The following is a 17,865-nucleotide window of genomic DNA, read 5'->3' as shown; positions in this document are numbered from 1 at the left end:
CGAAATTCCGCCCACATGAATTTGCTTAATCCGTAGCCCGGGGGCCCGCGGATTGGTCTGAAAAAGAAGTGCGCCGGATCGGGTGATCGACCAATCCGGGCGGCTATCGGGCCCGGATTCCCCACGTGACGGACGACAAGAAGCAAAAGCGAATGCGCCGCAGCCCGGTGCGGCCGGCGCTCGGTGCGCTCAGCGGCCTGCTGGCCGGTTTCGCCGCGCTCGCCGTCGCCGAACTGGTGGCCGCGGGGGTGCGTCCGCAAGCCGGTCCCGTCATCGCGGTGGGCGGCGCGGCGATCGACCGCACTCCCACGCCCGTGAAGGACTGGGCGATCCGTAATTTCGGCACCAACGACAAACTGGTCCTGCAGCTCGGGATTCTTGCCGCACTGGTGCTGTTCGCGATCGTCCTGGGTGTATTCGCTCTGCGGTACCGGCGGACCGGGGCCGCCGGAGTTCTGCTTTTCGGTGTGGTCGGCGCGGCGGCGGCGCTCAGCAGGCCCGACTCGACCGGCCTCACCGACGCGCTGCCCTCCGTGGTGGGCGCGGTGGTCGCCGCGGTGCTGCTGTACTTCCTGATCGGCAGGCTCCGGATCCGGGGCCCGGTGCCCGACGCGGCGGGTTCGGCGGAGGGGGACCCGTCCCGCGCCGCCGGCTGGGACCGCCGGGGCTTCGTGGTCCTGGCGACCGCTGCCGCCGCCGCGTCCGCCGGTACCGGACTGCTGGGCCGCGCCCTGAGCGGCTCGAAGAGCCGCGAAGCGGCGGCCTCCCGGGCGGACGTCGTACTTCCCGCCCCGGCCTCTCCGGCGGACGCGGTTCCGAAGGGTGCGCAGGTGCGGGTCCGCGACGTAAGCCCCTTCACCACCCCGAACAAGGACTTCTACCGCGTGGACACCGCTCTCGTGGTGCCCAAGGTGGACGCGACGACCTGGAAGCTGCGGATCCACGGCAAGGGGGTCACCCGTCCGGTCACCCTCGGCTTCGACGACCTGCTGCGGCGCGAACTGGTCGAGCGCGACATCACGCTCACCTGTGTGTCGAACGAGGTCGGCGGCCCGTACGTGGGCAACGCCCGCTGGATCGGCGTACGGCTGGCCGACCTGCTGGCCGAGTGCGGGGTGAAACCGCCCTCCAAGGGTGGCCGTGCCGACCAGTTGGTGTCCCGTTCCGTCGACGGCATGACGATCGGCAGCCCGGTCGAGGACGTCATGGACGGCCGTGACGCGCTCCTCGCGGTCGGGATGAACGGGGAACCGCTCCCCTTCACCCACGGGTTCCCGGTCCGGATGGTGGTGCCCGGCCTGTTCGGCTACGTCTCCGCCTGCAAGTGGATCGAGGACATCGAACTCACCTCGTTCGACGACTACGACGCCTACTGGGTCAAGCGGGACTGGGCGCGGCAGGCACCCATCAAGACGCAGTCCCGGATCGACACCCCCAAGCCGTTCGCCCGCCCCGAGGCCGGTTCGGTCATGGTCGCGGGGGTCGCCTGGGCACAGCACCGCGGCATCGACAAGGTCGAGGTCCGGGTCGACGACGGCCCCTGGCAGCAGGCCCGGCTCGCCGCCGAGGACTCCCGCGACACCTGGCGTCAGTGGTCCTACGACTGGCGGGCCACCAAGGGCGGTCACACCCTCACCGTCCGGGCCACGGACCGCACCGGCGAGGTGCAGACCGACAAGCGCACCGGAACCGTCCCCGACGGCGCGAGCGGCCGGCACTCGGTCGTGGTGACCGTCGAGTGACACCCCGGACCAACTCCCCTCAGCCATACACCCCGAGCCACATGTCCCACCCCCGAATGAACGCAGCTTCGGCTGTGTCAACCCATAGGAGAAACACCATGAACACCCGCATCAGCCGTATCGCCGTGATCGTGGCCGCCGCCACCGTTCTCCCGCTGTCCCTCAGCGCCTGCTCCGACAGCGGCAGCGACTCCGCCAAGTCGGACTCCTCCAGCAAGGCGTCGGCCGCCGCCACCGAGTCCGAGGACGGCATGGGCAGCTCCGGCGACACCGCTTCGAAGGACGAGCCGTTCGGTCCGGGCTGTGCCTCTGTGCCGAAGAGCGGTTCCGGTTCGTTCGACGGCATGGCCAAGGACCCGGTCGCCACGGCCGCCTCCAACAACCCGGCCCTGTCCACCCTGGTGACGGCCGTGAAGAAGGCCGGTCTGGTCGACACCCTCAACAACGCCAAGGACATCACGGTGTTCGCGCCGACCAACGACGCCTTCGCGAAGATCCCGAAGGCCGACCTGGACAAGGTCCTCGCCGACAAGGCCACGCTGACGAAGATCCTCACGTACCACGTCGTGGGTCAGAAGCTCGCTCCGAAGGACCTGGAGAACGGCTCCTTCCCGACGCTGGAGAAGTCGAAGCTGACGACCTCCGGCTCGGGCGAGTCGTACAAGGTCAACGACTCCGCGAAGGTCGTCTGCGGCAACGTGAAGACCGCCAACGCCAACGTCTACATCATCGACACGGTCCTGATGCCCACCAGCTGACAGACCTTCCTCGGCCGGCCGCCCGAGGGGGGCGGCGGTCGGCGGCCGGGCTCCCGTGACGGGGAGGAGAAGAGGTGGCCGCTTCGTAGGACGAGCCGTTCGGTCCCGGCCACCCCTGCCCGGTCGGACCCGGCGTGACGCCCGGCATGATGCCCGGTCCGATGCCCGGTGTGACGACCGCCCTGATGCCCGGTGTGATGACCCTTCCGGCGGACCCGGTGCCCACGGGTACGCTGCCTGCATGACGCAGGAGGGGTCTCCGGAGACGAGCGGGTCCAGTGACGCCGTCACGGCCTCGGTGTCCGGCGCGGAGATCACCACGACGGACTGCCGTCAGTGCGGCGCCAAGGTGAGCGGGCTCAACAACCGGTACGCGTGCTCGTACTGCGGCTGGGTCAACCACTGGGCGGAGGGTTCGACCAACCTGCCCTCGGCCGAGGACGACCTGGACCACCCGGGCCGCTGAGAACCCGTACGGGCAACGGGCGCAATCCGCGTGTGCCGCACGGTCTATCGTGGGACGTATGCAAGCTCCCGAGCTGATCCGCATCGTCTCCCGCGACTCGCCCATGGCCCTGGCGCAGGTGGCGCGCGTACGGGCCGAACTGGCCGCGCTCCATCCCGGGACGCGCACCGAGGTCGTCCCCGTCAAGACGACCGGCGACAAGTGGATGGGCGACCTCTCCCAGGTCGAGGGCAAGGGGGCGTTCACCAAGGAGGTCGACGCCGCGCTCCTGGCCGGCGAGGCCGATCTGGCGGTGCACTGCGTCAAGGACGTGCCCGCGGACCGGCCGCTTCCGGCGGGCACGATGTTCGCGGCGTTCCTCAAGCGGGACGACATCCGGGACGCACTGATCCACCCCGGCGGGCTCACCCTCGACGAGCTGCCGCCCGGCACCCGGATCGGGACCTCCTCCGTACGCCGCGTCGCCCAGCTGGCCGCCTCGCTTCCGCATCTGCAGTGCGTGCCGTTCCGGGGCAACGCGAACCGGCGCCTGGCGAAGCTCGCCGCCGGTGAGGCGGACGCGCTGCTGCTCGCGGTCTCGGGCCTGGAGCGCATCGAACGCACCGACGTGATCACCGAGATCCTCTCGCCCGAGACGATGATGCCGCCGATCGGCGCGGGCATTCTGGCCCTTCAGTGCCGGGAGGGCGACACGACGGTCATCGACGCCGTCAGCGCGCTCGGCGACCCGGCCACCCATCGCGAGGCGACCGCGGAACGCATGTTCCTGCACGTCCTCCAGGGTCACTGCAACTCGCCGATCGCCGGTTACGCGACGGCCGAGCGGGACGGTGAACTGTCCCTGCGCGCCTGCGTGTTCACCCCGGACGGCAAGACCCGGCTCAACGCCCACGAGTGGGCCGGCCGCCTGGACCCCGCCACCCTCGGCACGTCGGTGGCGGTAGCCCTCCTACGCCAGGGCGCCCGCGACCTGATCGACAACATCACCCACTGACCCCACGCCCCCGGGCACAGGGCTTTCAGGGGCGCGGGGAACGGCGCAATCTTTTCGTCTTTCAGGCGGCGTGGGCGCCCGTTTGCCTAAACCCTTTAGGCAAACGCATAATCGATCCACCCGACCGGGAGGACACCCATGGCCCGCGCAGGCCTGACCACGCCCCGCCTGATCAGCGCAGGCGCAGACCTCGCGGACGAGGTCGGCTTCGACCAGGTCACCGTCTCCGCCCTGGCCAGACGGTTCGACGTAAAGGTCGCGAGCCTCTACTCGCACCTGAAGAACTCCCAGGACCTCAAGACCGGCATCGCCCTGCTCGCCTTGGAAGAACTCGCGGACCGAGGCGCCACCGCCCTGGCGGGCCGCGCCGGCAAGGACGCCCTCTCCGCCTTCGCGAACGTCTACCGCGACTACGCGCGGGAGCACCCCGGCCGTTACGCCGCCGCGCAGCTCAAGCTCAGCCCCGAGGCCGCCGCCGCCAGCGCCGGAAGCAGGCACTCGCAGATGACCCGCGCCATCCTGCGCGGCTACGACCTCACGGAACCGGACCAGACGCACGCGGTCCGCCTCCTGGGCAGCGTCTTCCACGGGTACGTCAGCCTGGAGCTGAGCGGCGGATTCAGCCACAGCGCCCCGGAGTCCCAGGAGACCTGGTCCCGGATTCTCGACGCCCTCGACGCACTCCTGCGGAACTGGCCCGCCCAGTAGTCAGCGGCCCCGCCCGACAAGCCCTCTCTCTTCCCCCCAGATTCGACAAGGCCGAACCCATGATCACCACGCCCATCACCGAGGACCTCCTGCGCGGCGCCCTTGACCTGGAACGCACCGAACACGGCGTACTGCCGCACCGGCTGCCCGCCTGGGTCCGCGCCCAGTACGCCGACGGCCAGCTGGCCATGGCCGAGTCCCAGCCCTCCGGCGTACGGCTGGTCTTCCGCACCCGCGCCACCACCGTCGAACTGGACACCCTGCCCACCAAGCGGGTCTACACGGGGGCCCCGCCCCGTCCGGACGGCATGTACGAACTGCTCGTCGACGGGATCCTGGCAGGGCGGGGCAGTGTGCGGGACGGCAACACCCTGACCGTCGACATGACCACCGGGAGCGCCGAACTGCGGACCGGCCCGGTGGGCACCGTCCGCTTCACCGACCTGCCCGAAGGCGACGGCCACGACGGCAAGGACGTCGAGATCTGGCTGCCGCACAACGAGACCACCGAACTCATCGCCCTGCGCACCGACGCCCCGGTCGAGCGCGCGACGGACCGGGGCCGCCGGGTGTGGCTGCACCACGGCAGCTCCATCAGCCACGGTTCCGACGCCGCGGGCCCGACCGCCATCTGGCCCGCCCTCGCGGCCTCCCTCGGGGGTGTGGAGCTGATCAACCTGGGGCTCGGCGGCAGCGCGCTGCTCGACCCGTTCACCGCCCGCACCCTCCGGGACACCCCCGCCGACCTGATCAGCCTCAAGCTCGGCATCAACGTGGTGAACGCGGACGCGATGCGCATGCGCGCGTTCACCCCGGCCGTCCACGGCTTCCTCGACACGATCCGCGAAGGCCACCCGGACACACCGCTGTTGGTGGTCTCACCGATCCTGTGCCCCATCCACGAGGACACGCCCGGTCCGAGCGCACCCGACCTGGCTCACATGAGTGAGGGTCAACTGCGGTTCGTGGCCATGGGCGACCCGGCGGAGAAGGCGGCCGGGAAGCTGACACTGCGCGTCATCCGGGACGAGCTGGCGCGGGTCGTGGCACAGCGGTCGAAGGAGGACCCGAACCTCCACTACCTCGACGGGCTGCGCCTCTACGGCGAGGCCGACTTCGCCGAACTGCCGCTGCCCGACCAGCTCCACCCGGACGCGGCCACCCATCGCCGTATCGGCGAACGTTTCGCGGACCAGGTCTTCACCGCCGACGGCGCCTTCGCGGCCCGCTAGGGCTGGTCGTCAGAGGCCCTCCCGCGTGCCGTCCTCCGGCGCGCGGTCGCCCCCCAGGGGGTCGTCCCGCGACTCGGCCCCGGCCGGACGGAAGCAGGCCGTCACCACCTTGCCGTGCCGCTGGCAGCGCATCTCCCACTCGTCGGCGAGCATGCGTACGATCCCCACCCCGCGGCCGGACACCTCGCCGAGCTCCGGTTCCCGCTGCCTCGGCAGGGTCGGGTCCTCGTCGTGGACGCTCACATGGAGACAGTCACCGTCCCAGGTGAGCACCAGAGCCGCGTCGCTGCGCGCGTGCACATGGGCGTTGGTGAGCAGTTCGGAGACGGTCAGTACGACGGCGTCCACCGTGTCCGGCTCGGCCCTGGTCCACGGCAGCGACTCCAGATGCTCGCGTGTCCACTCCCGTCCGGCGCGCACACCGCCCGACACCGGAAACGAATGCGCCCAGCCCTTTGCCTTGACCGCCACCGACCCACTCCGTTCCTGCTGTCCGTCCGTCCGTACGTCTCCGCACGTTCGTGTCTACGGACCAGGTACCCGGCAGTCGCGTACACAGGCATCGTTTGTGGGCGTCAACGGGCTGCGCGACGCCGCCCGTCGCCGGTCAGCCGGGTTGCGGTGTGGTGCGGATGGCCGCGATGTCCAGTTGGAGGCGGACCTTGTCACTCACCATGGCGCCACCCTCGGCCAGCCTGGTGTTGTAGGTCAGGCCCCACTCGGAGCGGTTGATGGTGGTGGTGCCGTCGAAGCCGACACGCTCGTAGCCGAACGGGTCGGTGACATAGCCGATGTAGGTGAGTTCGAGGACGACGGGACGCGTCACGTCCTTGATGGTGAGGTCGCCGGTCATCCGGTAGACGTCGGGGCCGGCCAGCTTCACGGCGGTGCTGAGGAAGCGCATGTGCGGATAGGCGCCGGAGTCCAGGAAGTCACGGCCGGACAGATGGCTGTCGCGCTGGTCCACACCCGTGTCGACACTGGCGGTGGACAGGATGATCTCCGCACCCGAGCGGGACGGGTCGCGGCCGTCGAAGAACAGGCGGCTCTGGTAGTCCGTGAAGGCGCCGCGCACCGTCGTGACCATGGCATGCCGGACGGAGAAGCCGATCCGGCTGTGCGCGGGGTCGATGACCCAGTTCCCGGTCAGGGTCCTCAGGTCCGGTTCCGACTGGCCGGGCCGGGGGAATTCGGGTGGGCCGTCGGGCCGTTGCGGTTCGACGAGTGTGGCCGAGCGACGGGGAGAGGCACCTCGATTAAAAAGATTCACGACTCACCTAGCTATTTGCGCAATAGATATATCTGCAAGCCAAACCAAGATCCACAAGTTTACCGGATTCATACCCGCCATCGGCCCCGGCATCCCCGCCCGGCCAATAGGTCACAGAATCCACACACCCGTCACCGGGGACCCGCAGAAGGCACTGAGTGCCTCACCTGCAGAGATCCACCCGCCGACCGCCCCGCAGAAGAAAGGGCGATATGTACTGGGCGCCAGAATTGCACTGCTCTCAGGGTCGAACGGTCAGTAGCCGTACTTCGTCGTATACGCGCATTCGGTGTAGATGTACCCGGAGGACAGCTTGGCGGTGTCCGAGGCCGGGGAGTTTCCGAGACCGCTCTTCGATTTGTGCACGAAGTACGTCGTACCGACGGGCAGGCTGATGGTCCGCTGCGGATAGTTCTTGCCGCTGTCGCTGCACGGCTCGAAGCCCAGCGTCACCGTGCTGGCCAGGGAGTAGGAGGTGCACTTGCCGCAGGCCTTGAGAGTGAAGCTGCCGGTCACCGGGCCGGTGTACAGGACCGTGATGTCGTCGGGGCTGTCGTTCTTGACGGTGACGGATATGCCGCCGCCGGAGGCCGTGGTCGGCAGCCGCTTGCCCGCGGCGGGCACGGTCTGGGCGACCTCGGCGGCGATCGCGATCTTCTTGGCGCGGGCCGCGTTCTTGTGCTTCCCGGCGTTCTTGACGAAGTCGTTCATGGTGGTGACGGCCTCGGCGAAGCTCTTCTCCTTGTACTGGTCCACTCCGCACTCGTACGTACCCGACTGAGCGTTGCTCTCCGCCCGGTCGGCGCTCTTGTCGAGGGCCTGGGTCTGTCCGGCGCGCTCTCCCGGCAGTCCGACGATCTGGGAGTCGAGGGCTTCGAGGCGCTCGACGGCCTTGCAGGGGTCGTCTCCGCGCACGTCCCGCACGGCCTTGTCGACGGCCGTGGCGACCGAGGACTCCACCTTCGCGGCCTGTTCGGAGCGCGGGAAGGTCCGTAGCAGTTCGCCGTAGTGCGTCGCCCAGTCCGCGCTACCGCCGGACAGCGACTGCGCGCCGCACTCGTAGAGCGAGGTGGCCAGCCGGCCGTCGGGCCATGTCGCCAGCGTGCCGAGCTCCTTCTCGTCCATGGTGCGCGGGAGCGTGCGCAGGTACTTCAGCGGCGCCACCGCGGTGCAGTAGTTCTTGTCCGCGTAGGCGGAGGCGACGGTGGTGTAGAAGGTCCTGAGCCGGTCCGGGACCCGCTCGGCCGCCCGCGAACCGGGGTGATCGGCGCGCAGACCGCTGTAGACGCGCAGGGCACGGCGGTAGTCGGACTCCGCCGTCGGGAACTGCTGTCTTCCGGCCGCCCGGACCAGTTCGTCGGCGCGCTCCAGACGGTCCAGGAGCATCTGCTCGGTGGCTTCGTCGCGTGCGCCGCCGTACAGGGCGACGCCTCCGGCGGGCACGACCAGCAGCACGATTCCCAGGACGACGGCGATCCAGGGGGCCGGCGGCCAGGCCAGCCGGGTCCGCAGGCCCACGACCGCGCCGTGGACGGCCGCGAGCGCGAGCAGGACGACATACGCGACGAGGGCTCCGGCGGGCACCCCGTCCGGGTCCGCGGGCAGCGCCACCAGGAGCAGCACGCCCGTCGCGACCCAGCAGGCGGCCATCAGCCACCAGCGGCGCACCAGTGCGTAACCGAGCCCCAGTCCGCTGAGGTTCAGCAGTGCCACCCCGGCCGCTCTCCAGCCGTCCGCCGGTGCGGGCGGCGGCGCGGTGGGCATCGGTGGTACGACGAATCCGTCGCGGAAGTCATTGTTGTCCCAGGACATGACGGCTCCCCCAGTCAATCACGTCCGAAGTTCTATGACTTGTCAGCGTACGGTCAGTGACAAGAGGCCCACAAGGGGGAACGGCTCCTCAGGAACAACCGCCGACGGCAGCGGTGGTCCTCGGCGTGCCGTCGGCGTGGCGGCCCCGTCGTGCCGGGGCAGCCTTCGCCGCTCTCAGAACTCGCGGTCGATGCCGGTCACGAAGGCCGGGCCCAGGGGAGCGTCCTTCTCCGTGAAGCCGCTGTCACGCAGGGCCCGCGAGATCAGCTGGACCGCTTCGGCCTCGGCGCTCGCCTGGTCCGACGCCTCGACCTCGATCCGGGCGGAGAACATGCCGCCGTCCTCGACCGTCAGCAGGCTCAGCTCCTCGCTCTCCCCCAGGTCCGTGTTCTTCGGGTCCCGGGGGCGGAGCCTGCGCTCGACGTCGGAGCGCGCGGCGTCCTCGACACCGTTGACGAAGGTGCCGGGGACGGTGATGACGTACGTGGTCATGGGACTCCTCACGGGGCTGCGCCGGGTCGTCGAGGGCGGTACGGGCCGCACGGGACAAGGTCTGCGGTTGTCCTGATCCCGTGCGGTCGCTCCCTCGAACGGATCCGCTCCGTGCTCTGCTCCGCGAGCTGTCGCGATCCGCCTCTCCCGGCTCGTATGTGATCCACGTTCCACGTTCCCCTCCTTCGGCGGGAAATGCGGGCTGTTCCGTGCGGCGGGCGGACAAGGCACCCGACCGGCCTCTTCCTTCCGTACCTCGTGCGGTCCGGCGCCGGGGGCCGGTGAACCGGTGAACAGCGGTCCCCACCGGACGCACACGGTTCGCGTGCACCCCGGTAGCCTCATCGCCATCACGCGCGCAGTGCCTCTCCCGGGTGCAGGCGGGGGGCCTCGTGGCGCATTCTTGCTGTGTCAGCCACCGGGCGGCGCACGGACGAGGTAGGGCCGATGACTGGGAGAGCCGAGCACGGGAGCCGGATCCCCGGACGTCTGGACCCGCTGCTCACCGGGGTCACCACGGAGGCGATCAGCGCGGCCGGCGGCTTCGCGGGCGGCGTGTACCTGCGCTCCGGCACACCGGGACTGCTGCGGCTGGCCGTGCTCTCCGGACTGCCCGGCCCGCTGTTCCGCCCCTGGTGGCGGCTGCACGTGGACCGCAGGTTCCCGGTGGCGGACGCCTTCCGGCTGGGCGTCCAGGTGGTGCTCCCGGACGCGACGGAGACGATGCGCCGCTACCCCCAGTTCGCGGCGAGCCTGCCGTTCCAGTTCGGCTCCCTGTACGTGCCGGTCGTGGGCGGGTCGACGACGTACGGCGTACTGACCATTCTGCGGCCCGCCGCGTCGGACGCCACCGAGGTCCTGCCCGACCGTGACCGCATGGCCCAGCTGGCCGAGGACCTGGGACAGGCCCTGTGGAAGCTGGAGGAGGACGGCGAGCCGGACGTCGCCTGGGACGGCGAACCGCTCTGCGTACGGCCCCCGGCCACCCACCCTCCCGCCGCGCGCATCGGACGGTTCACCTGGGATCCGGCGTCCGACGTCGTGACCGCGGACAGCCGGCTGAACGCCCTGCTCGGTGTGCCGCCCGGCAAACCCACGGACACCCCGCGGGCGCTCGCGGACGCCGTGGCCGCCGCCGACTCCCAGCAGATCCTGACCGCGTTACGGGAGACCGCCGCGGGAAGACCGCCGCCCCTGCCCCTGCCGGTGCACGCGCCCGACGGCGGTCTGCGGCTGCTGGAACTGTGGACCCCGCAGGACACGGCCGGGTCGCCCGGGGCGTGTACGGTCCGGGGACTCGTCCTCGACCCGGACATCGGGTCGGCGGCGGACGGAGCCGCCGATCTGCTTCCCGAGGGGGTGTTCTGCCTCGACCGGCTGGGGCTCATCGTCTACGCGAACGAGCGGGCCGCCCGGCTCCTGGGCCGCCCTCGGACGCGGCTCCTCGGCCGTTCCCTGGGCGAGGAGGTGCCATGGCTGGAGCGCTCCGCCTACGAGGACCATCTGCGCGAGGCACTGCTGTCGCTGGAACCGGTGCACTTCCACGTCGTACGCCCCCTGCACCACGGCGAGGACTCCCCCGCGGGGCTCCACGGGGGCGGTGACTGGCTGGCGGTCTCCGTCTATCCCGGGCCCGACATCCTGACCTGCACCGTCGTCCCCGCCAACCGGATGGCCGACCCGGCCCCCGGGCTCGCGCCCCCGCCCGAGGGTTCCCCGGCGGCCGGTGCGCCTCGGCCCGACGGAGCCGCCGCCAGGGCCAGCTCCATGGCTCCGCTCTACCGGCCGATCGTCCTCGCCATCGCGCTGACCGAGGCGGTCACCGCGCGCCAGGTGTCCGCGGTCGTGATGCAGGAGCTGCTGCCGGCCTTCGGGGGCGGCCGGCTCGCCATCTATCTGCTCCAGGAGCGGCACCTCTACCTGGCCTGGGAGACGGGCTTCCCGCAGGGATTCCTCGCGCCGTTCGAAGGCGTCGGCCTCGACGCGCGGCTGCCGGGAGTGGAGACCCTCACCACCGGCCGCCCGCTCTTCTTCGAGTCGATGCAGCAGCTGGCAACCGCCTACCCGGGTGTCCCCCTCGACGCGACGGAGGGCTCCCGCGCCTTCCTGCCCCTGATCGCCTCCGGGCGTCCGGTCGGCTCCTGCATCCTGGGCTTCGACCGCCCCCGGGGCTTCAGCACCGAGGAACGCACGGTGCTCACGGCCCTCGCCGGGCTGATCGCGCACGCCATGGAGAAGGCCCAGCGCTACGACACCGAGGCCGCCCTGGCCCGCGGACTCCAGCAGGCACTCCTCCCCCGGCGCCTCTCCGCGCACCCGCGGGTGGAGACCGTCGGGCGCTATCTGCCGGGCACCCAGGGGATGGAGGTGGGAGGGGACTGGTACGACGTCGTCGAGTCGGGCGACGGGCTCGCCCTGGTCATCGGCGACGTCCAGGGGCACGGTGTCCAGGCTGCCGCCACGATGGGTCAACTGCGCAGCGCGGTGCGGGCTTTCGCACTCGGCGACCGGCCGCCGGACGAGGTCATGAGCGGCACCAACCATCTGCTGATCGACCTCGACCCCGGGCTGTTCGCCAGTTGCTGCTACATCCGTCTCGATCCGCTCACCGGTCTGGCCCGGGTGGCCCGGGCAGGGCATCCGCCGCCGATCCTCCGCCTCCCGGACGGCCGCACGCACGTCCTGGAGATCCCCGGCGGCGTCGTCCTCGGAGTCGATCCGCACGCCCGGTACCCGGTGACGGAGCTGCGGCTGGACCCCGGCGCCATCCTCGCGCTCTACACGGACGGCCTGGTCGAGACGCCCGGCGTCGACATCGACGAGGGCATCACCGCGCTGCGGGTGGCCCTGGCCCGGGCGGGTTCGCCGGCCGGACGTCCGGGGGGCCGGCCGGGCGGCAGGTCGCTCGCGGGGGTCGCCGACCGGCTCACCGCGAAGGCCCGGCACGTGGCCGACCGCCCGGACGACATAGCGCTCCTGCTCGCCACCCGCCGCTCACGGCCCGACCGCGACCGCTGATCCGGCACGGTCACCCACGCCGGGACCGGGCCGCGCTGCTCAGCGGCGTGGCGGGCCGCTCGTCGCACGGCCGAGGCGTACGGGGACTCCCGGTGAGTACAGCACGCTCACCGGCTCCCCTGTCGGCGTCGGCAGACCGGCCGCGCCGACCAGGTTCTCCTCGCACTCGACCAGCGTCGCGCGGTGCAGCGGCCAGCGCGGATGGTCGTTCGGCAGGAATCCGGCACCGCCGGAGAACGGCTTGTGCATGCCCCACCGGGCGGTCAGGAAGTGTTCGAGGCCGGTCGGTTCCGCCATCGGCTCCCCCGGCCTGACGACCAGGCGGCTGTACGCGCCGCGCGGACCCGGCAGCCGCCGCGCGCTGGTGTAGGCGACCGTGTCCTCGTCGGTCCGCACGGACATGCGGGACCACACGTAGGGCAGCCGGAAACCGAGGCGGCCCATGAGCACCGGCAGGAGCCGGGACGCGTCCATGGACCGGAAGACCACACCGCGCCGCCCGTACGCGTCGACCGAGTACAGCCGCACGTTGGTCTCCGGGAAGGAGCCGAAGTAGGGCACGCCGGGCAGCCGCAGCCAGCCTACCCGGTGCATACGGAAGGCGACCAGGCCGACGTAGGTGACGCCGTCGAAGGTGTCGGGGACGGTTCCCGTCGGCAGCAGCCCCGCCACGGCCGCCGGATCCACCGCCCAGTGCACGAAGGTCAGGTCAAGCCACTGCTGGGTGAGCAGCGGACGACGCAGGACGACCGGGGCGTCGGGGGTGATGGGTTCCGGCACGGAGAAGGTGATCGACACGGGTGCCAGCATCGCAGGGCGGTGCCCCGGACCGGGCAAGAACCCGTGCCGTGTGACGTGTCCGGCACCGGGCGGCCCGGTACGGGACAGGGGGCGTCAGACGTCGGTGGGCAGCCCGCTCACCTCGGCGATACCGCGCAGTTCCTCGTCCTGGCGCTGGCGCTCGCCGATGAAGTCGGCGATCTCCTGGCAGCGGGCGGGGTCGGCGGCGGTGCCCGAGTCGGTCACGACCCTGACGGGTCCGCCCTCCGCGGTCTCGATCTCGACGATCTCGTTGTCCATGCGCCCGGTGACGGCGACGGCCACGACGAGGGACGCCTCGTCACGGACCTCCTGCGAGACCTTGGAGCCCTCCTCGCCGTCCAGGCTCAGCTCGATCGGCCCGGCACGTTGCTCCTGCATCGCTTCGAGGACGGGTTCGACCATGCGCAGCAGCATCGCGTAGTCCGTGGGGTTCATACGGACACGCAGCAGATCGAGGTAAAGGTCCACGGGGCTGCTTTCCGGCGGAAACTCAGATTCAGTCATGGGACTCGACTTCCCCGATGTGGGCAGTGTGATCGCATCTGCGTCCAGAATGGTGGATCTCGGCGCCCGCCGCCGCCCGAAGCCCCCGACCCTCGCACATACGTGCGTTTCGACTGCCCGGTTCACGCGCCCCGGCGGATCCGGGCGGCCTTGCGGGCCTCCGCCGTCTGACGCGCCTCGGCCGTCCTGCGGGACTCACCACCGGACCGGCCCGGACGGGTCCCCATGCCCCGGAAGGGGGCGCCGCCGCGCGGAGGACGCTCCGCGGCCTGGCCGCTCCCGGCGATCGGGACACCGGAGGGCCTGCGCGCACCGGTGATCCGGCTCAGCTCGGCCTCGCCGGAACGGACCTGGGTGACCTGCGGCCTGATACGGGCGTCGGACATCAGCCGGGTCATGTCGCGGCGCTGCTGGGGCATGACCAGCGTGACGACGCTGCCTGACTCGCCCGCGCGGGCGGTACGGCCGCCGCGGTGCAGGTAGTCCTTGTGGTCGGCGGGCGGGTCGACGTTGACGACGAGGTCGAGGTCGTCGACGTGGATTCCCCGGGCCGCGACGTTGGTCGCCACCAGCACGGTGACCGCGCCGCTCTTGAACTGGGCGAGGGTGCGGTTGCGCTGCGGCTGCGACTTGCCGCCGTGCAGGGCCGAGGCCTTCACCCCGCTGCCGAGCAGGTGCTTGGTGAACTGGTCGACGGCGTGTTTGGTGTCGAGGAACATCAGCACGCGCCCGTCCCGGGCCGCGATCTCCGTGGCGGTGGCGTACTTGTCGGTGCCGTGCACGTACAGCACGTGGTGCTCCATCGTGGTGACGGCGCCGGCCGACGGGTCGACCGAGTGGACGACGGGGTCGTGGAGGTAGCCGCGGACCAGGAGGTCGATGTTGCGGTCCAGGGTGGCGGAGAACAGCATGCGCTGGCCGTCGGGCCGCACCAGGTCGAGGAGCGCGGTGACCTGGGGCATGAACCCCATGTCGGCCATCTGGTCCGCCTCGTCCAGGACCGTGATGCCGACCCGGTCCAGGCGGCAGTCCCGGCGCTCGACGAGGTCCATGAGGCGGCCCGGGGTCGCGACGACGACCTCGGCGCCGGAACGCAGCGCGCCGGCCTGCCGGCCGATCGACATACCGCCGACCACGGTGGTCATCCGCAGTTGCAGGGAGCGGGCGTACGGCGTGAGGGCGTCGGTGACCTGCTGGGCCAGCTCACGGGTGGGGACGAGGACCAGGGCGAGCGGCTTCTTCGGCTCGGCACGCCGTCCGGCCGTGCGGGCGAGGAGGGCAAGGCCGAAGGCGAGCGTCTTGCCCGAGCCGGTGCGGCCACGGCCCAACACGTCGCGGCCCGCGAGGGAGTTGGGCAGCGTGGCGGCCTGGATCGGGAAGGGCTCCGTCACGCCGAGGCCGGTGAGTGTCTGCAACAGCTCGGCGGGCAGGTCCAGTTCGGCGAAGGTGGACACCGCCGGGAGTGCGGGGGTGAGGGTGGCCGGTGGTGCGAACTCACCCTGCACGGCCGCGGGCCGCCGTCCGCCGCCGCCGGGGCGGCCGGAGCCGCCGGAGCCGCCCTTGCGGTTGTTTGAGAAACGATCATTCGTACGAGCTGAGCGGTTCATGGAGAACCTTCCTCGATATGGCACGTATCGAGGAATTCTCGGCGTGTACAAGCCGAACGAATTGCAAGAACGAGCCGGATGTAAGTCGAAAGCAGGCCTGCCCGGCCGACGCGGCACACCGGAGATACGGTGTCGGGCGGCGGGAATCCCCGGAAAAGAGAACGGGGCGGATCAGAAGGCCGGGGCGGGGTCGCGGAGTACGAGTGGACCCGAGCGGCCTTCGGCGGTCGGAGCCACACCCCGAAAACCTTGAAAAAGCAACAAGCTGGGGCCCCACCGCTAAGTGGGACCCCAGCCGCCTTGCGCGCTACAGCATCAGGCAGGAACGATGTTCTCCGCCTGCGGGCCCTTCTGGCCCTGCGTGACGTCGAAGGTCACCTTCTGGCCTTCCTGGAGCTCGCGGAAGCCCTGGGTGGCGATGTTCGAGTAGTGGGCGAAGACGTCGGGGCCGCCGCCGTCCTGCTCGATAAAGCCGAAGCCCTTTTCCGAGTTGAACCACTTCACGGTTCCACTAGCCATGTCATATCCCTTTCGGGGCAGTACCCGGGGGTCCGCACTGTGTGGACCCCTGTGACGCCGCAATTGACCCCGTCCGGAATGGAACGCCGGAAATACAAAAGTGCCCGACGAATACGAATTCGCCTGCGGCACTTGAAGTGTGCGGGAACTACAACTGCAACTGGATCAAGACTATCACGCAGAGCCCGTCAGGCAACGGCACAGCCGTACCGCCGGGAAACCGTTACCGACGGACCGCCGGCCCCCCGAAGCCCTCACGAGGGCCCTTGCACACCGGGCCACTGGCGAGGTCCGTGCAGGGCTATGGAAACTGACGAGTCGTCAGGTTACGCTCCGGGCATGATTCCCACGGTGGTCTGGGGTACCGGCAATGTCGGCCGCGCCGCGATCCGTGCGGTCGAGGCGCATCCGGCACTCGATCTCGCGGCCGTGCTCGTCCACACCCCCGGCAAGGCCGGGCGCGACGCGGGCGAGCTCGGCGGTCTCGGCCGGGGCCTGGGGGTCACGGCGACCGACGACATCGACGCCGTACTGGCCGCGAGCCCTCGGGCCGTCGTGTACGCGGCCTCGGGCGACATCCGGCCCGACGAGGCGCTGGCCGACATCGGCAGGGCGGTCCGCGGCGGTGCCGTGGTCGTCACCCCGTCGCTGTATCCGCTCTACGACCAGCGCAACGCCCCGCCCGAGTTCCGCGACCCCGTGCTGGCCGCCGTCGCCGACGGCGGCGGATCGCTGTTCGTCTCCGGCGTCGACCCCGGCTGGGGCAACGACGTCCTGCCCCTGCTGATGAGCGGGCTCGGCACGGTCGTCGACGCCATCCGCTGCCAGGAGATCTTCGACTACTCCACGTACGAGCAGGAGGAGTCGGTGCGGTTCCTGGTCGGGATGGGGCAGCCGATGGAGTACGAGCCGCTGATGCTGGCCCCATCGGTCCCCACCATGGTGTGGGGCGGGCAGATACGGCTGATGGCCAGGGCGCTGGGCGTCCAGCTCGACGAGATCCGCGAGACCCTGCAGCGCCGCCCGCTCGACACCACCGTGCGCACCCGGACGATGGGCGAGTTCGAGGCCGGTACCCAGGGCGCGGTGCGCTTCGAGGTACAGGGTGTCGTCGGGGGCGAGCCCCGGATCGTGATCGAGCACGTCACCCGGATCCATCCGTCCTGCGCGCCGGACTGGCCGGTTCCGCCGAACGGCGACGGGGCCCACCGCGTGATCATCGAGGGCCGCCCGCGGATCGAGATCACCGTCGAGGCGACCGACGAGGGCGAGAACCGGTCCGCGGGCGGGAACGCCACGGCGGTCGGCCGGCTGGTGAACGCGATCGAGTGGCTCGTGGACGCGGAGCCCGGCCTGTACGACGCGCTCGACGTCCCGCTGCGGCCGGCGGTCGGACGGCTCGGCAGGAAGTGACCCCGCGCACGCGAAGGAGTCCCGGATGAACGTCGACATCCCCGAGGGCAGGAACGCGATCGAGTACGTGTGGGGCGAGATGGTCCCCGGTATCGGACCCGCCGCCGCGAACTTCTCGCTCGCCGTCTACGCCCATACGACCCTCGGGCTGCGCGAGTTCGAGGCGGCGCGGCTGCGGATCGCGCAGATCAACGGCTGTCTCTTCTGCCTCGACTGGCGGACCGAGCGGGACGGGCTCAAGGTCGAGGAGGAGTTCGCCGACGCGGTGGCGAAGTGGCGCACCACCGACGCCTTCGACGAACGCACCCGGCTGGCCGCCGAGTACGCGGAGCGGTACGCCCTGGACCATCACGGCCTCGACGAGGAGTTCTGGCACCGGATGACCGCGCACTACGGCCAGACCGAGATCGTGGAACTGACCATGAGCCTCGGCTCGTGGCTGGCGTTCGGGCGGCTCAACCGTGTCCTCGGGCTCGACGCCATGTGCGTACTGCCGGGGCACTGAGCC

Annotated in this window: 17 protein-coding genes; 9 read left to right on the top strand and 8 right to left on the bottom strand. The window is 70.8% G+C overall.

What is annotated here, in order from left to right:
- Positions 1–152: 152 nt before the first annotated feature.
- The 6 genes from K3769_RS36960 to K3769_RS36935 all read left to right on the top strand — a co-directional run bounded on the left by K3769_RS36960 (position 153) and on the right by K3769_RS36935 (position 5,900).
- Positions 153–1,742, top strand: a complete 1,590-nt coding sequence (locus tag K3769_RS36960; protein WP_267030580.1) for a sulfite oxidase — start codon at positions 153–155, stop codon at positions 1,740–1,742.
- Positions 1,743–1,840: 98 nt separating this feature from the next.
- Positions 1,841–2,500: a fasciclin domain-containing protein gene (locus tag K3769_RS36955; protein ID WP_267030579.1), complete on the top strand. Its 660-nt coding sequence runs from the start codon at positions 1,841–1,843 to the stop codon at positions 2,498–2,500.
- Positions 2,501–2,741: 241 nt separating this feature from the next.
- A complete protein-coding gene (locus K3769_RS36950; protein ID WP_267030578.1) occupies positions 2,742–2,966 on the top strand; it encodes a hypothetical protein in 225 nt (74 codons plus the stop codon).
- Between the two features lie 58 nt (positions 2,967–3,024).
- Positions 3,025–3,960 carry a hydroxymethylbilane synthase gene (gene hemC / locus K3769_RS36945; protein WP_267030577.1) on the top strand — a complete coding sequence of 312 codons (936 nt, stop codon included), beginning with the start codon at positions 3,025–3,027 and terminating at the stop codon, positions 3,958–3,960.
- Between the two features lie 138 nt (positions 3,961–4,098).
- Complete coding sequence (locus K3769_RS36940; RefSeq protein WP_267030576.1) at positions 4,099–4,668, top strand: TetR/AcrR family transcriptional regulator; 570 nt, start codon at positions 4,099–4,101, stop codon at positions 4,666–4,668.
- 59 nt (positions 4,669–4,727) lie between these two features.
- Positions 4,728–5,900 carry a GDSL-type esterase/lipase family protein gene (locus K3769_RS36935; protein ID WP_267030575.1) on the top strand — a complete coding sequence of 391 codons (1,173 nt, stop codon included), beginning with the start codon at positions 4,728–4,730 and terminating at the stop codon, positions 5,898–5,900.
- A gap of 9 nt (positions 5,901–5,909) precedes the next feature.
- Here K3769_RS36935 and K3769_RS36930 read toward each other — a convergent pair whose 3' ends face one another.
- From K3769_RS36930 to K3769_RS36915, 4 genes are all read right to left on the bottom strand, one after another.
- Complete coding sequence (locus tag K3769_RS36930; protein WP_267030574.1) at positions 5,910–6,371, bottom strand: ATP-binding protein; 462 nt, start codon at positions 6,369–6,371, stop codon at positions 5,910–5,912.
- Between the two features lie 136 nt (positions 6,372–6,507).
- The gene (locus K3769_RS36925) at positions 6,508–7,170 is read right to left on the bottom strand and encodes a YceI family protein (protein WP_267030573.1); all 663 of its coding nucleotides are present in this window, start codon (positions 7,168–7,170) and stop codon (positions 6,508–6,510) included.
- Positions 7,171–7,425: 255 nt separating this feature from the next.
- Positions 7,426–8,982 carry a hypothetical protein gene (locus K3769_RS36920; RefSeq protein ID WP_267030572.1) on the bottom strand — a complete coding sequence of 519 codons (1,557 nt, stop codon included), beginning with the start codon at positions 8,980–8,982 and terminating at the stop codon, positions 7,426–7,428.
- Positions 8,983–9,156: 174 nt separating this feature from the next.
- Positions 9,157–9,474 carry a hypothetical protein gene (locus K3769_RS36915; RefSeq protein ID WP_267030571.1) on the bottom strand — a complete coding sequence of 106 codons (318 nt, stop codon included), beginning with the start codon at positions 9,472–9,474 and terminating at the stop codon, positions 9,157–9,159.
- 447 nt (positions 9,475–9,921) lie between these two features.
- Between K3769_RS36915 and K3769_RS36910 the strand changes: the two genes are divergently transcribed.
- Positions 9,922–12,492 (top strand): SpoIIE family protein phosphatase, encoded by a 2,571-nt coding sequence (locus K3769_RS36910; RefSeq protein ID WP_267030570.1) that lies wholly within the window; start codon positions 9,922–9,924, stop codon positions 12,490–12,492.
- A gap of 39 nt (positions 12,493–12,531) precedes the next feature.
- Here the strand turns inward: K3769_RS36910 and K3769_RS36905 are convergent, their stop codons facing one another.
- From K3769_RS36905 to K3769_RS36890, 4 genes are all read right to left on the bottom strand, one after another.
- Entirely contained in the window at positions 12,532–13,302 is a 771-nt protein-coding gene (locus K3769_RS36905) for a YqjF family protein (RefSeq protein WP_372515111.1), read from the bottom strand.
- Between the two features lie 84 nt (positions 13,303–13,386).
- On the bottom strand, positions 13,387–13,818 hold the full coding sequence (locus tag K3769_RS36900; RefSeq protein WP_267030568.1) for a hypothetical protein: 432 nt from the start codon (positions 13,816–13,818) through the stop codon (positions 13,387–13,389).
- 122 nt (positions 13,819–13,940) lie between these two features.
- The gene (locus K3769_RS36895; RefSeq protein ID WP_267030567.1) at positions 13,941–15,425 is read right to left on the bottom strand and encodes a DEAD/DEAH box helicase; all 1,485 of its coding nucleotides are present in this window, start codon (positions 15,423–15,425) and stop codon (positions 13,941–13,943) included.
- A gap of 315 nt (positions 15,426–15,740) precedes the next feature.
- Entirely contained in the window at positions 15,741–15,944 is a 204-nt protein-coding gene (locus tag K3769_RS36890) for a cold-shock protein (protein ID WP_107014974.1), read from the bottom strand.
- Between the two features lie 339 nt (positions 15,945–16,283).
- Between K3769_RS36890 and K3769_RS36885 the strand changes: the two genes are divergently transcribed.
- Both K3769_RS36885 and K3769_RS36880 read left to right on the top strand, forming a co-directional pair.
- Positions 16,284–17,357, top strand: coding sequence for an NAD(P)H-dependent amine dehydrogenase family protein (locus tag K3769_RS36885; protein WP_267030566.1), 1,074 nt, complete (start codon positions 16,284–16,286; stop codon positions 17,355–17,357).
- Positions 17,358–17,382: 25 nt separating this feature from the next.
- On the top strand, positions 17,383–17,862 hold the full coding sequence (locus tag K3769_RS36880) for a carboxymuconolactone decarboxylase family protein (RefSeq protein WP_267030565.1): 480 nt from the start codon (positions 17,383–17,385) through the stop codon (positions 17,860–17,862).
- Positions 17,863–17,865 lie beyond the last annotated feature (3 nt).

This window comes from Streptomyces ortus, from assembly GCF_026341275.1.
In the GTDB taxonomy this organism is placed as follows: domain Bacteria; phylum Actinomycetota; class Actinomycetes; order Streptomycetales; family Streptomycetaceae; genus Streptomyces; species Streptomyces ortus.
Note: the sequence above shows the minus strand (reverse complement) of the source record. Positions and strands in the feature narration are given on the sequence as shown.